This window comes from Terasakiella brassicae, assembly GCF_014641495.1.
Lineage (GTDB): Bacteria > Pseudomonadota > Alphaproteobacteria > Rhodospirillales > Terasakiellaceae > Terasakiella > Terasakiella brassicae.
The window spans coordinates 14,752-28,232 of record NZ_BMHV01000007.1 but is presented as its reverse complement, the minus strand read 5'-3'; the positions used below and the strand labels follow the sequence as shown (position 1 = coordinate 28,232).

The window sequence follows — 13,481 nt, the reverse complement described above, 5'->3', positions numbered from 1 at the left end:
AACGCCCTAGACCCCGGTATAATCATTCCTCTCTTTCGGTGATATCCGAAGGCGAATTTGTTTTTCGGTTTCCACAACTGCAAACAGCGCCACGCCAACACCAACAATCAACATGCCATCCAGAAAGGGGATGGGTTTTGTAGAAAAGACCGTCTGCAAGAGTGGTAGATAGGTAATGGCGAACTGTGCAACAGCGACAATCAGGACCACCGCCCAGACGATCCTGGTTCCACGCACCGCCTTCCATGTAAGCGAGGTACCATAGATATTGCGGATAAAGAACAGGTGGAATATTTCCATCACAACCAGCGTGTTGAGCGCAATGGTACGGGCAAGTTCTACCGAATAGCCCCGCTCAACCGCATAATGATACATGCCGAACACACCGCAAAGGAACAGCGTCGAGACCAGTATAATATGCCAAACAAGCCCGCTGGTCAGCAACGGTTCATCGCGGCGGCGCGGCGGACGACGCATGGTGCTTTCTTCTGTCGGTTCAAACGCAAGCGCAATCCCCAGTGTGATGGCGGTAATGAGATTGACCCAGAGAATTTGAACAGGTGTAATCGGCAACGTCATTCCGGCCAGTAACGCCACAATGATCGTCATCGCTTCGCCCGCATTGGTAGGAAGCGTCCAACTGATGACCTTCTTAATGTTGTCGTAAACGGTGCGGCCTTCACGCACGGCGGCCGCAATAGAAACGAAATTATCGTCGGCCAGCACCAGTTCCGCCGCTTCCTTTGCCGCCTCGCTGCCCTTCATCCCCATTGCGATCCCCGCATCGGCACGCTTCAGGGCAGGTGCATCATTCACACCATCGCCGGTCATCGCCACAGTCATCCCATGTGATTGCAAGGCCATAACCAACCGCAGCTTATGTTCCGGGCTGGTCCGGGCGAAGATATCACAATCCAGAACAGCTTGGCGCAACACAGCATCATCCATATCGTCAAGATCATTGCCTCTCAGAACTTTTTCCGGATTTTGCAGACCGATTTTTTGGCCGATCGCAGCCGCCGTTTTCGCATGGTCACCAGTAATCATTTTTACCCGGATCCCGGCACTATGACACTCTTTGACGGCGGCGATAGCCTCCGTGCGTGGCGGATCAATCATCCCCGTCATGCCAATCAGGGTGAGCGTCCCGTCCACATCCTTATGTTCCAGCACCGTATGTTCTGACGGCACCGCTTTCACGGCAAAGGTCAGAACACGTTGTCCCAAGGCAGCAATGGCTTCGGCTTCCGCGTGCCAGTAATCCATATCCAGCGGTTCTAATCCTCCGTTCATGCTGCGTTGATCCTGACACATGGCGAGGACCTGTTCCGGTGCGCCTTTCACAAATATGAAGGCATGATGTTCATGGTTATGATTCAATGTCGCCATAAAACGGTGCTTGGCATCAAACGGGATGGCATCGGTACGTGCCCATGCGGCCTGCGTTTTGCGGGCATCCACATCCATTTTCCCGGCAAACGCAAGCAGCGCACCTTCCATCGGATCACCCTCTACCGTCCAGACGCCGTCATGTTCGCGCAGGAACGCATCGTTACAAAGGGCCGCCGCCTGTGCGAGTTCCTCCAGCACAGCATGTTCAGACGGTGCAACCTGCGTTTCTTCCAGCCTAAGCAACCCTTTGGGCGCATACCCATCACCTTCCAGCGCAAACAGATGCTTGGTGGTGAGTACGGAAGCCACCATCATCTCGTTACGTGTAAGTGTCCCGGTTTTGTCTGTGCAGATCACAGATACCGCCCCCAATGTTTCAATTGCGGGCAAACGCCGCACAATGGCGTTGCGCCGCGCCATCGCCTGCACACCAATCGCCAGCGTAATGGTCAGAACGGCAGGCAAACCTTCGGGAATCGCCGCGACAGCCAGCCCGACCACCGCCATGAACATCTCTGTAAACTCATAATGACCGACAAAAGATCCGTAAACCAGCAACAGCGCCGCAATCAGTAAAATCAGAAGGGTCAGCCATTTGGCGAAGACCCCCATTTGCGCAACCAGCGGCGTGGTCAGCGTTTCAACTTCTGAAAGCAGGCCGCTGATGCGCCCGATCTCGGTCAGGCTGCCGGTGCCGACGACAACCCCACGGCCCTGACCAGCGGTTACCAAAGTACCGGAAAATGCCATGCAGGAACGATCACCCAGAGCGGCATCCCCGCGAACCGGATTTGTCTGTTTATCGACAGGTACGGACTCACCGGTTAGAATTGACTCCTGTACCGACAAGCCATGTGCGCTCAAAAGTCGCAGGTCAGCGGGCACTTTATCCCCCGCTTCAAGTAAGACAATATCACCGGGAACAAGGCCATCCCCTTCAATACTATACCTTTCCCCATCACGAAGCACATTGGCACGAGGCGCCAGCATATAGCGGATTGCGTCCATCGCCTTTTCCGCCTTGCCTTCCTGAATGAAACCGATGACGGCATTGGCGACAACCACCGCCAGAATGACGCCCATATCGATCCAGTGTTCGAACACCGCTGTAATCACAGCAGAACCAATCAGAACATAAATCAGAATATTATGAAATTGCAGCAAAAACCGCATAAACCCACTGCGTCGGGCGGCTTCCGGCAAGCGGTTAGCCCCATATTCCTCAAGCCGCTTTGTCGCTTCGTCATGCGACAGTCCACCCGTTGAAACATTGAGAAGTTCCAACGCATTTTCACTAGATAACGTGTGCCACGATTTTTGGCTCATATCCGCGTTCGGCTTTTCCATCATCTTCCCATCTGATCAATATGCCCTCATCAATAGGCATTATCTCTTCATTCCTGTTGCTGCTATGCAGCATAAAATCGTAATCGAAAAAAGTAAATGGAAAAGGTCCGACATCAAATAGGTAGTACCAATAGGTCAAATATAGTGGACATCCCTTCGTGAACATGCCATGCCTTTTGCCTTCACATTCAGAATAGAGGATAGGTGACGCACGTCATGTCCGTTACAGACAAACACCCGCAGGATTTACAGCTTTTTTTGGACAAACTGGGTACGCGCCTGCAAAAAACGCCACAAAAAGGCTCGGTTGCCGACTATATTCCCGAATTGGCCCGCGTGGACCCCGATCAATTTGCCCTCAGCATTTGTTTTAATGACGGACGGCAATTCAGCACGGGGAATTCCACCACCAAATTTTCCATTCAAAGCATCTCCAAAGTCTTTACCCTTGCCATTGCCTTGGGGCGTTTGGGCGATAAACTGTGGCAACGTGTGCGCAAGGAACCATCGGGCAATCCGTTCAATTCCATCATTCAACTGGAAACCGAACAGGGCATTCCGCGCAATCCCTTCATTAACGCCGGGGCCATTGTCACCACCGACAGTATCCTGAGCGGCAGCACCCCAAAAGAAGCCTTGGCGGAAATCCTGATGTTTGTACGCGCGGCGGCCTCAGATGACGATATCTATATTAACGAGGCCGTGGCAAAATCTGAAAATCAGACCGGACACCGCAATTACTCCCTCGCCCATTTTATGAAATCTATGGGGAATATTGAAAACGATTGTGATTGCACATTGGGCACGTACTTTCACCAATGCGCCATTGAAATGAGTTGTGAACAACTGGCCCGCGCCGGGCGTTTTCTCAGTGGTGGTACTGATAAACATCATATGATCGACAAACAAAGGGTGCGTTCGATCAATTCCTTAATGATGACCTGCGGCCATTACGATGGATCGGGCGAATTCGCCTATCGTGTCGGCATTCCCGGTAAAAGCGGTGTCGGCGGCGGCATCCTTGCCATCGTCCCCAATCAGGCCTCTATCGCCGTCTGGTCCCCGGGCCTTGATTCATGTGGAAACTCCCTGCTCGGTACCCAAGCCCTGGAAGACCTCTCCACCCACTACAACTGGTCCGTTTTCGGCAGCCCGGCCTGAGTGTTTTTTTCGTGCGAAGTCGCTATGACTGGATATTGAAGAAACGGGATCATCGCTTGAGGGGGCACCCATGATGGATAGGACGAATACTGCAACCTGAACAAAGAAATAACCTCTTAGATTGCATTTACGCAACCGCTGTTAATTTTCCAAAATCAGAACTCAGATGCAATTCCTAAATCATCAAGAATTGGCTGTATTTCCGCTTCTGTGAGCGGCCATCGTATTTTTGTCTGCCTAGGCTCTAGATATGCCAGCAGATAGATAAATAATACAACGGGCTGCCTGTAGATGAAGTCATCTACTGCACGTTTCTTAATATTTGCAATAACGAACGGCCTTTCTTTCAGAAAATCGTCCAAACGACCATCGAGAGCATCATTAATTTTGTCAACAAATTCATCCAAGATAAAACTGTTGAATTTCGAACAATCAGGCTCTGACCCAACAATATCTTTATATTTTTGTTCGAGCATTTTCATAGCGTCAACAATCGGTTTATTGACCACCTCGAGCTGCTTCATGACACCCAAGAAGCATTCATCAGCAGTCTCAATTAAAGCCATAGCCCTAGCGCAATAGCGTTTAGCTATAGGTGTAGCAGCTGTTTTAGGCTTATAAATGGCATCATGCGTCAATTCGCTATAAGCATGTTGCATTAATGTTCGAATTTGAACTTCACAAGGTAAATGTGCACTGAAAGTGCCATTTGCAAGAGCTGCCTCTGGCGTTGATGTCACGATATAATGGACTGATTGATAATCAAATAGCTCCGGCTTGTCTTCTCGTTCTTTTTCAAAATCACGATCACGGGACCATTGCCAATATTCTGAATCCTCAACAACCCGATTAATCTTTTGAATATCCGTAGACAATAAGACAACGAATCTAACACCAACCTTATCGGTGATATCATCATAGGGATTCTCATAGTCTTTGCCCCTATGAAAGGCTTTCTCAATTAAAGAACTTGTTTCTTTAACCCGCGGCATACTTGGCACTTTTAAAAAGTAGCCCGTATCTAAATTGAATTTCTCTTGTAATTTTGTCTCAATTTCCTTTTGAACAAAACCTCCCCAATTCGAGTACTCGGTTTTCTCACTATCCCACCGCCTAATAAACTCTATTTCCATCATTCTTGTGATGCAATCATATCTTTAACAGTGATGCGTGTCCAATTAGGAACCTCTCCCTCTCCCCCATCACCCTGAACTCCATCGATCTGTTCAATCTCAATTAGATTTGCAAACCGGTCTGCTGGTGCAGTTAATTTAACGCCTCTACGAAAACTTATCTTTCTTTGCTGTAAATGCAGCTCTACCTGAGTCAAATCTTTAGCAATCGCATTTTGAGGAAACTCTTTCTGCCTCATGAATGCTTCGTATGCGTCTCTCATTGCATCATCGCGAAGATATGTATTCGCATATGTTCCAACGTGGACTGTCTGTCCTTGATCTAATTTCAAATAGGAATACAGCGACTGATGCAAACCGATTTTTTCTTCTTCCGGTATGTCTAATTCATAAATGAAATTTTTAGTTAAATGATGAAACTCTCTGGTCAATCGAGCACTAGACTCTGGAAAAGCACACCCTAGAAAACCTTCATAAAAATATTGAGCTGCATTATCAGGGTTTTTCGGAGACATATTCTCGTCATAGATAAATGCCCGATAGCCATTTGATGGATTTTCGTTAGTCGCAAGATCTGGATCCATTTCAAGAAAGACACCGATTTTATATAATTTAGCTTGAGGGGTTAGAATCAAGTCCTCAATAAATGCTAAAGACAAATGGTCATCCTGATTCACACGAGTAAAACCATTGTGTGGCTCGGCCTTAATGAAACCAATTACATTTTTTTCAGGATAATCCACAACACCAGAGAATACGACCAAAATCCCGCCTGGAGTATCACGACGTGTTTGTGCTGATGATAATTGATTTGCTGCATTTCGAGACCTCAAAATGAATTCATTATCATCTAGTGACATTAATTCCTTGGATAAAGAAAACAAACCGCCAGGGTCCGTATTTCCAATCTCCATTTCAACATTCTTTGAAGCGCGCCCCATCGTATGAATAACCCTTGTACGTAAAGCAGCAAGAGCATCATCACCCAAAGCAATAAGCTGATCCCCATATATTGGTTGCACAGTATTTTTTTGATGATCTCTTTTAAAAACCTCGTGAATGATAAGACGCCGAATGGTCAAATTCTCAAAAATCATCTTATTCCCCTGTCGTTGCCACAACCATGCAACAACATATACTGAAAAAACTCAAGATCAATCTTTGATGGCAAAAAATTTACTACCAAGTAGTGTTTTCCACATTTCCGTGTTTTGCTCTTATATATTGGTTTAAATTCACTACGTTTTAGACTAAACACAGGGCGGAAAATGCCTAATCGTCCCGTCTTTTTTGTAGCCACTGCCCTGAAAAAATCCTCTTTTCTGCCATTGTTGAAAGCCTGCACCGTGTCCAACCAAATGCCAAAGTCTAGCAATACACCCAGAAAACAGGGGAAGGTAGACCGCAGGCTATCCGTTGCCCCGATGATGGAGTGGACGGATCGTCATCAGCGGGTCTTTATGCGGGGGTTGACCAAACAAACGTTACTTTATACGGAAATGGTTGTCGCTCCGGCGATTATTTTCAGCAAGGACGGACCCGGGCGGTTTTTGGATTACAGCGATATTGAGCATCCCATTGCCTTGCAACTGGGCGGTAGTGATCCGGCGCAGTTGGCGCAATGTTGTAAAATCGCAAAAGAATGGGGTTATGACGAGTTTAATTTGAACGTTGGCTGCCCCAGTGATCGGGTCAGTGCCGGGCGATTTGGTGCCTGTTTGATGGCAGAACCTGATTTGGTGGCTGATTGCATCAAGGCGATGCAGGATGCCAGTGATATCCCCGTCACCATCAAGCACCGCATTGGCATTGATGATCTGGATAGTTATGAATTGCTCTGTACCTTTATTGAGCGGGTGGCGCAAACCGGGTGCGAAACCTTTATCATTCATGCGCGCAAGGCATGGCTGAAAGGCTTAAGCCCCAAACAAAACCGGGAGATCCCGCCCCTGCGTCACGATATCGTGCATATGGTCAAAAAAGATTTCCCACATCTTGAGATTATCCTCAACGGTGGCATTCAAACGGTTGAAGAAGCCGCCAGCCATCTGGACAAAGTTGATGGCGTGATGATCGGGCGCGCGGCTTATGAAACGCCCTATATCATGGCAAATGCCGACCAGTTGATTTACGGCGACACACGCCCTGTGATCACCCGTGAAGAGGCGCTTACTGCCTTTCTGCCTTATGTCGATGACAAAGTTGCCAATGACGTTTATGTCCGGCATATGGCGAAGCATCTGTTTGGCCTGTTCCAAGGGGAACGCGGGGCCAAAGCATGGCGGCGTTACCTGAGTGAACATATGTTCCACCCCCAAGCCAACGGCGATGTCATTCGCCAAGCCGCCCGGTTGATTGAATAAACCCGTTTTGTACTTGAAATGATTCTAAAATGCAGGCAGTATGCGCCAAAATTTTAGGAAGACCTACTCGTGCCCAAGAAGATCGACTGGAATGAGAAACTCAGTACCGAGATTCTCAGCCTCGATGAACAACACGCTGCGCTTTTCCAGTTGTTCAACGAGTTTATTGATGTGATGGAAACAGGTTCATCGCAAACTGTTCTCGTTGAACAGTACACATACATCATAAGTGAAACACTTAAACATTTTGCTTATGAAGAACAGATTATGAAAAATATCGGCTTCCCGGAATATAGCGCCCACAAAGAACATCACGAAATTCTGCGCCAAGATGCTGATTTGATCCTCAAGGATTTGCAAGACGGCAAAGGCGGGGACGAAATTTCGCCTTCCGTCAACTTTCTGCGTGCCCTGATCGTCAAGCATATGGTCGAAAAAGACTTGAAAATCCGCGATTATATCAAGCAAGGCACTTTATAATCCTTAAGAACAATTATTTCTTGCAATAAAAATCCGCGATATAAGGGAACTCGTTCTTCCCGGACCATTGGGCCAGTTCCAGCGGATTTTGGCCTTGTGCAATTTGCTTGGTCGGCAATACCGCAACAATATCTTTCTCGCAATTCACCAGCACCGTCATATTCAATGTTTCCTGATGTTCCTGCATCATAACGGTTGCCCCCATGATGATTTCAGGATGTTCTTCGTTGGTGCGTGTTTGCGTGGTATCAGCCGCAATAAAATGTGAAACGCGCGGCACCAGATAGGTCCACGGTTCAAAGATGGAAGAGAAACGATATTCTTTTAACACAACGACTTCGGGCGGAAAGGCCGCCGCCGTGCGATCCCCCCATGTGTAGCGCATATACGCATTGAAAGTGAGTAAGGAAATCCCGGCCAGCATCGGTAAAACAAACTTGGGCAGATCAACACGTAAATAACGCGAAATCGCCCAAACAGGCCCACAAACAACCGCAACCAAACAAAGCGCAATAATAATATCCCACATAGGAAAAAATCTTTTCTCGTTCTTAAAAAACTAGGTCTGAGAAAATGCGCAGAAAGTAGAAAAAACTCAAGCTTTTCCTATCAAATCCGCCACTTTTTTAACGATTTTTGAACATAAGTTCACGCAGCATCAATTTTTCACCCTTCGCCGCCTTATGGGCAGCTTGAGCAAGGAACAATTCACCGGAGGCAACCGCGTCCACCAAAGCGTTATGCGCCCTGTAACGTGGCAAATTATACGTTTCGCGCGCCTTCGCCAGCCTGAGGACACCGCCATCAATCGGCTGATTGCGTTGTAAACGATTGCGTTTTTCAAGCTCAAGCGTATCGACCGCCCGTGTCAACAACGGATACCCATAAAGCCGTTCACAGGCAACATTCAGAAACCCCAGTTCAATCGGTGCGTGATGGGCCAGCAGAACCCGCCCGGACAAGGCCATCAAAACATGTGGTAAAACATTTTCCAGTGGCTCCGCCTCGGCGAGACGGTCATCCGTCAGACCATGCACAACAACCGAGTTTTCCGGTAAATCCCCTGACGGACGCACCAAATAATGCGCAGATTCAGATAAAATCACATTTTGATCGACAATAGGCGCAAAACCGATGCTGAGGATTTCATCGGTAAGCGGGTTTAATCCGGTTAGCTCCAGATCAATGCACAGATATTCCAGTTCCCGGTAATCGGTCTCCGGCCAGGGGATCGGTTTTCGATAAAATTGTTTCATCGGCCCTTCCGGCATCTTGAGCAGATACCATTCTCGACGCAGGTCCGGGCCGAATATTCTTTTCCACATAACAGTCGTCTCTTAGAGCAAATCCCGAGCTGGTTATGTCAACCTGCGACGATGCATTTGCGTTAAATTAAAATGTTCTAGGTATAGGCAGAAGCTAAAGCCGACTGCATGGTTTTCACCACATTGAAGGCATCCTTTAGATGGTTGCGCTCAAAATGCGACATATCATCCGGTGGCATAAAGTTATCCGCTTTTTGCGAATTGCGGATTTGTCTGGCTTGGTGGCGCAAGCGTGTAATACTAATGAATTCCAGCGCATCCAACAAATCATTTGCGCCCGCTTGACTGATAATTTTCTTTTCAACAGCCGCTTTCAAACGATCTTCGGTATTTACCTCGCTCAATCCCGCATCCAACGCATAGGTCCGCGCAAGATCGATAATCGGCACAACCCCATTGTGTTTGAGATCGAAAGTATGATCATTTTCCCCCCCGCGAATAAGCACAAAATTCTTGAAAAAGCCAAGCGGCGGTTGGTGTGTCAAAGCGTTGCCCGCCATGAAAGACAGGAAAATACGATTGCCGGTGGCTTTTTTCAGAACGAATTCACGCAAATTCGTATAGAGGCTTTCATCCCCGTAAATACTGCGCATATCGAAAAAGACACTGGACAGCATCAGGGCTTCGGGTTCCGGTGTATCGATCCACTTGGCAAAATATTTTTTCCACTGCGATAAAGGTTGGCGCCATTTATCATTGGTCGCCATCACATCCCCCGGACAATAGATGTACCCACAATCATTCAAGCCATCACTGACAAATTTCGAAAGATTGCGGAAATACTCCCCATGCCGGGCTTCGTCGTAGCTGTCATGCAAGATCAGTCCGTTATCCTGGTCGGACAACGCGGTCTGTTCATGGCGTGCTTCGGAACCGACAACAATCCACGAGTAAGGGACAGGTGGTTCACCGAATTTTTCTTCTGCCAATTGCAACAAACGTGTGGCGATTGCATCGGTAACGGTTGAGACCACATGGCCGATATTATGGGCACTCGCCCCAGTATCCACCAAATTCATCACCATTGCCGGGACCTGTTTCACAACCTCGCGCAAGCCGGCGATACTGTTGCGTTTATAAATATCGCCCACCAGATAAACCATCGAGGTCGTTTGTTTTTGAATAATATTTGTCGTGGTGACAACGCCTGCAACCTCGTCATTATCAATAATAGGCAAGTGGCGAATATTACTGCGAGACATCGTCAGCAAGGCATCAAAAAGATAATCATCGGCCTGAATGAAAATCGGATCGGTTGTCATAATTTCAGACAAGGGGTGATCATAGGCAATGCCCTTGGCGACCACCCGGTTGCGTAAATCCTTGTCGGTAACGATCCCGATCAATTTCCCGCCATCCGTGACCAAAAGGCAGGATACCCCTTCTTTGGACATTTGCTGGGCAGCTTGTTGAATGGTAACATCGGCAGATGTCGTCACCGGGGGGCGTTTCAACATGTCGCGCACCTTTGCCGACATTAACCCCATGCCGTTTTCACCGCCTGTTTCCGCCAATTCGCGTGCAGAACGCAAACGATCACCGCCCATCGGGGAGAAAAAGAAGGCAAATTGCGGATAAGCTTCACGCAAACGGTCGAATTCCGTTACCGGCATCAAATACAGCAGGCTGTCCTCAATCGCTTCACAACGGTTTACCGCAATGCCACCACGCAAAATCGCACGTACACCAAAACATTCCCCTTCGGACAAACGCGCAAGCAGGTTACCTTCCGGGTCCAATGTTTCCACAGCGCCTGTGCGTACAACCCACAAGAACTTATTTTCTTCACCCGGTTCAAACAAAACCGTTCCCCGTCGGGCATAACGGACCTCAATGCTTTTCGGCAGTTTTTCCAACGCCTCTTTCGGCAACAGATCAAAAGGATGATGTTGTTTTAAAAAATCCCGGATCTCGATAAGTTCAATGTCCATATAGTGCCCCCCTGCAACATGGAAAGAATACTAAATCTCATACAGCCTAGTATGAATTTGTTGTAGATTGAATTCTTTCCCACCATTCGTCAAGCGATACCCTATCGGATCGGATATGCATTTTCTGAATAGGGAGAATAAAAATAAAAAAACGGGCCCCGCCAGAAGCAGAGCCCGTCTTTATTTGTGGTCTATATCAGACAACTAAAATAAAATCTTAGTGGTCTTGAGCAGCACCCGCACCTTTGGGGATACGAATGTCTTCAACCATATGCTCGATTTCTTCCGGAACCGGCTCAGTCATGTTCATCACGATGAACGCAACCGCAAAGTTCAGGATTGCACCAACTGTACCGAAAGCTTCCGGAGAAATCCCGAACAGGTGGTTTGCAGGCGTGTTCGCCAGCATGTTTGTCCCCGGAATAAAGAACCAGCCTTTGTATGTAAAGATATATACCAAGGTGGAAACAATACCCGTTGTCATACCGGCAATAGCGCCTTTGTTGTTCATCTTCTTGGAGAAGATACCCATCATCAGAACCGGGAAGATGGAAGATGCCGCCAGACCGAAGGCAAGTGCCACGGTTTGTGCCGCAAAGCCCGGAGGATTCATACCCAGATAACCGGCCAGCAAGATCGCAGCAGCCATCGCAATACGCGCAGCCATCAATTCTTGTTTTTCGGAAATTTCAGGCATGAAGGTAGACTTCAACAAGTCATGAGAAACGGCAGAAGAAATCGCCAGCAACAGACCCGCCGCAGTGGACAGGGCCGCAGCCAAACCACCGGCAGCAACAAGAGCGATTACCCAGTTCGGGAGTTGCGCAACTTCCGGGTTCGCCAGAACCATGATGTCGCGGTCAACTTTAACCATTTCGTTGCCTTTCCAGCCCCAAGCTTCGGCTTTAGCAGCGAATTCCTTGTTTTTGTCGTTGTAGTACTGGATTTTGCCATCACCGTTTTTGTCTTCAAACTTCAACAGGCCAGTGGCTTCCCAGTTTTTAAACCAATCCGGACGTTCGGCATAGGCGAGGTTACCGTCAGGTGAACCAACTTCACCAGTTTGAATGGCATTCATCAGGTTCAGGCGAGCCATAGCACCAACAGCCGGAGCCGTTGTATAAAGCAACGCAATGAAGACCAATGCCCAACCGGCAGACGCACGCGCATCACGTACTTTCGGTACTGTGAAGAAACGAATGATAACGTGCGGCAGACCCGCTGTACCGATCATCAGGGAGAACGTATAGAAGATGATATTCATCGTTCCACCCTTTTGTGCGGTATATTCTGCAAAGCCCAAATCAGTGATAACCTGGTTCAGTTTCGCCAACATCGGCGTGCCGTCTTCCGTACCGGAGAACAGACCGACTTGCGGCACAGGAGTACCTGTCAGGTTCAAAGAGATGAACACAGCCGGTACAGTGTAAGCGGAGATCAAAACGCAGTACTGGGCGATCTGAGTGTATGTCACACCCTTCATACCGCCGAGAATAGCGTAAACCGCAACGATTGCCATACCGATCCACAGACCAGTTACGAAATCCACTTCCAGGAAGCGGGAGAACGCAACACCGATCCCTTTAACCTGACCGATAACGTACGTGACAGATGCCACGATCAAGCAGACAACCGCCGTGACACGGGCAGAAGTAGAATAGAAACGGTCACCCACAAATTCCGGCACCGTATATTTGCCGAATTTACGCAGGTACGGTGCCAGTAACAAAGCCAAAAGCACGTAACCGCCTGTCCAACCCATCAGGAAGATGGACGCATCATAACCCATGAACGAGATCAAACCCGCCATGGAAATAAAGGAAGCCGCAGACATCCAGTCTGCCGCCGTGGCCATACCATTGGCGACCGGGTGTACACCGCGACCCGCAGCATAAAATTCACCCGTTGTGCCAGCCTTGGCCCAAATTGCGATACCAAAGTAGAGCGCAAAAGAGCCGCCCACAAAGATATACGTAAGAGTTGTAAGATCCATTTTAAGTCATTCCCCAGACGATTATCAGTCTTCGCGTACGCCGAAATCAGCGTCAATTTGAGCCATTTTCTTGGCGTAGATCGCAATCAAAGCCAAGAAGACGAAAATTGACCCTTGTTGTGCAAACCAGAACCCCAGTCCAACACCACCAAACGGTACCATAGCATCCAGCGCATCACGCAGGAGAATACCAAAGCCATAAGAGCAGATTGCCCAAACAACAAGCAGCCAAGTCACGAGACGAATATTAGCCGCCCAATAACCTTGTCCATCATGTGTACTCATTTAAAAAAAGCCTCCCCTACAGATCGAGAGTGTCCGCCACATGGAAAGCAGCGGTTTATTGTTACAAAAAA

General features: G+C 48.2%; 11 protein-coding genes. 3 read left to right on the top strand and 8 right to left on the bottom strand.

Annotation, left to right across the window (positions count from 1 at the left end; all coding sequences use genetic code 11):
- Positions 1-6: 6 nt before the first annotated feature.
- The gene (locus IEW74_RS06110) at positions 7-2,739 is read right to left on the bottom strand and encodes a cation-transporting P-type ATPase (protein ID WP_188662799.1); all 2,733 of its coding nucleotides are present in this window, start codon (positions 2,737-2,739) and stop codon (positions 7-9) included.
- Positions 2,740-2,955: 216 nt separating this feature from the next.
- Here IEW74_RS06110 and IEW74_RS06105 point away from each other — a divergent pair, with 216 nt between their 5' ends.
- Complete coding sequence (locus tag IEW74_RS06105; protein WP_188662797.1) at positions 2,956-3,900, top strand: glutaminase; 945 nt, start codon at positions 2,956-2,958, stop codon at positions 3,898-3,900.
- Positions 3,901-4,055: 155 nt separating this feature from the next.
- Here the strand turns inward: IEW74_RS06105 and IEW74_RS06100 are convergent, their stop codons facing one another.
- Complete coding sequence (locus tag IEW74_RS06100) at positions 4,056-5,036, bottom strand: GTP pyrophosphokinase (protein ID WP_188662795.1); 981 nt, start codon at positions 5,034-5,036, stop codon at positions 4,056-4,058.
- Positions 5,033-6,130, bottom strand: a complete 1,098-nt coding sequence (locus IEW74_RS06095; RefSeq protein WP_188662793.1) for a nucleoid-associated protein — start codon at positions 6,128-6,130, stop codon at positions 5,033-5,035. The genes IEW74_RS06100 and IEW74_RS06095 overlap by 4 nt, the downstream gene beginning before the upstream one ends.
- 171 nt (positions 6,131-6,301) lie before the next feature.
- Here IEW74_RS06095 and dusA point away from each other — a divergent pair, with 171 nt between their 5' ends.
- Both dusA and IEW74_RS06085 read left to right on the top strand, forming a co-directional pair.
- Positions 6,302-7,396 (top strand): tRNA dihydrouridine(20/20a) synthase DusA, encoded by a 1,095-nt coding sequence (gene dusA / locus IEW74_RS06090; protein WP_308419085.1) that lies wholly within the window; start codon positions 6,302-6,304, stop codon positions 7,394-7,396.
- Between the two features lie 69 nt (positions 7,397-7,465).
- Positions 7,466-7,876 carry a bacteriohemerythrin gene (locus tag IEW74_RS06085; protein WP_188662791.1) on the top strand — a complete coding sequence of 137 codons (411 nt, stop codon included), beginning with the start codon at positions 7,466-7,468 and terminating at the stop codon, positions 7,874-7,876.
- Positions 7,877-7,889: 13 nt separating this feature from the next.
- On the opposite strand, the gene IEW74_RS06080 is transcribed toward IEW74_RS06085, so the two are convergent.
- The 5 genes from IEW74_RS06080 to IEW74_RS06060 all read right to left on the bottom strand — a co-directional run bounded on the left by IEW74_RS06080 (position 7,890) and on the right by IEW74_RS06060 (position 13,410).
- Positions 7,890-8,405, bottom strand: a complete 516-nt coding sequence (locus tag IEW74_RS06080) for a hypothetical protein (protein WP_188662789.1) — start codon at positions 8,403-8,405, stop codon at positions 7,890-7,892.
- A 97-nt stretch (positions 8,406-8,502) separates the two neighbouring features.
- Positions 8,503-9,201: an exonuclease domain-containing protein gene (locus tag IEW74_RS06075; protein WP_188662787.1), complete on the bottom strand. Its 699-nt coding sequence runs from the start codon at positions 9,199-9,201 to the stop codon at positions 8,503-8,505.
- 77 nt (positions 9,202-9,278) lie between these two features.
- Entirely contained in the window at positions 9,279-11,132 is a 1,854-nt protein-coding gene (locus IEW74_RS06070) for a DUF294 nucleotidyltransferase-like domain-containing protein (RefSeq protein WP_188662785.1), read from the bottom strand.
- A 217-nt stretch (positions 11,133-11,349) separates the two neighbouring features.
- Positions 11,350-13,125 (bottom strand): sodium:solute symporter family protein, encoded by a 1,776-nt coding sequence (locus IEW74_RS06065; RefSeq protein WP_188662783.1) that lies wholly within the window; start codon positions 13,123-13,125, stop codon positions 11,350-11,352.
- A 24-nt stretch (positions 13,126-13,149) separates the two neighbouring features.
- Positions 13,150-13,410: a DUF4212 domain-containing protein gene (locus IEW74_RS06060; RefSeq protein WP_188662781.1), complete on the bottom strand. Its 261-nt coding sequence runs from the start codon at positions 13,408-13,410 to the stop codon at positions 13,150-13,152.
- Positions 13,411-13,481: the final 71 nt, after the last annotated feature.

Coding starts and splice junctions, on each gene's coding strand:
- IEW74_RS06110 (WP_188662799.1), bottom strand. CDS start 2,739: ATGGAAAAGCCGAACGCGGATATGAGCCAAAAATCGTGGCACACGTTA.
- IEW74_RS06105 (WP_188662797.1), top strand. CDS start 2,956: ATGTCCGTTACAGACAAACACCCGCAGGATTTACAGCTTTTTTTGGAC.
- IEW74_RS06100 (WP_188662795.1), bottom strand. CDS start 5,036: ATGATGGAAATAGAGTTTATTAGGCGGTGGGATAGTGAGAAAACCGAG.
- IEW74_RS06095 (WP_188662793.1), bottom strand. CDS start 6,130: ATGATTTTTGAGAATTTGACCATTCGGCGTCTTATCATTCACGAGGTT.
- dusA (WP_308419085.1), top strand. CDS start 6,302: ATGCCTAATCGTCCCGTCTTTTTTGTAGCCACTGCCCTGAAAAAATCC.
- IEW74_RS06080 (WP_188662789.1), bottom strand. CDS start 8,405: ATGTGGGATATTATTATTGCGCTTTGTTTGGTTGCGGTTGTTTGTGGG.
- IEW74_RS06075 (WP_188662787.1), bottom strand. CDS start 9,201: ATGTGGAAAAGAATATTCGGCCCGGACCTGCGTCGAGAATGGTATCTG.
- IEW74_RS06070 (WP_188662785.1), bottom strand. CDS start 11,132: ATGGACATTGAACTTATCGAGATCCGGGATTTTTTAAAACAACATCAT.
- IEW74_RS06065 (WP_188662783.1), bottom strand. CDS start 13,125: ATGGATCTTACAACTCTTACGTATATCTTTGTGGGCGGCTCTTTTGCG.
- IEW74_RS06060 (WP_188662781.1), bottom strand. CDS start 13,410: ATGAGTACACATGATGGACAAGGTTATTGGGCGGCTAATATTCGTCTC.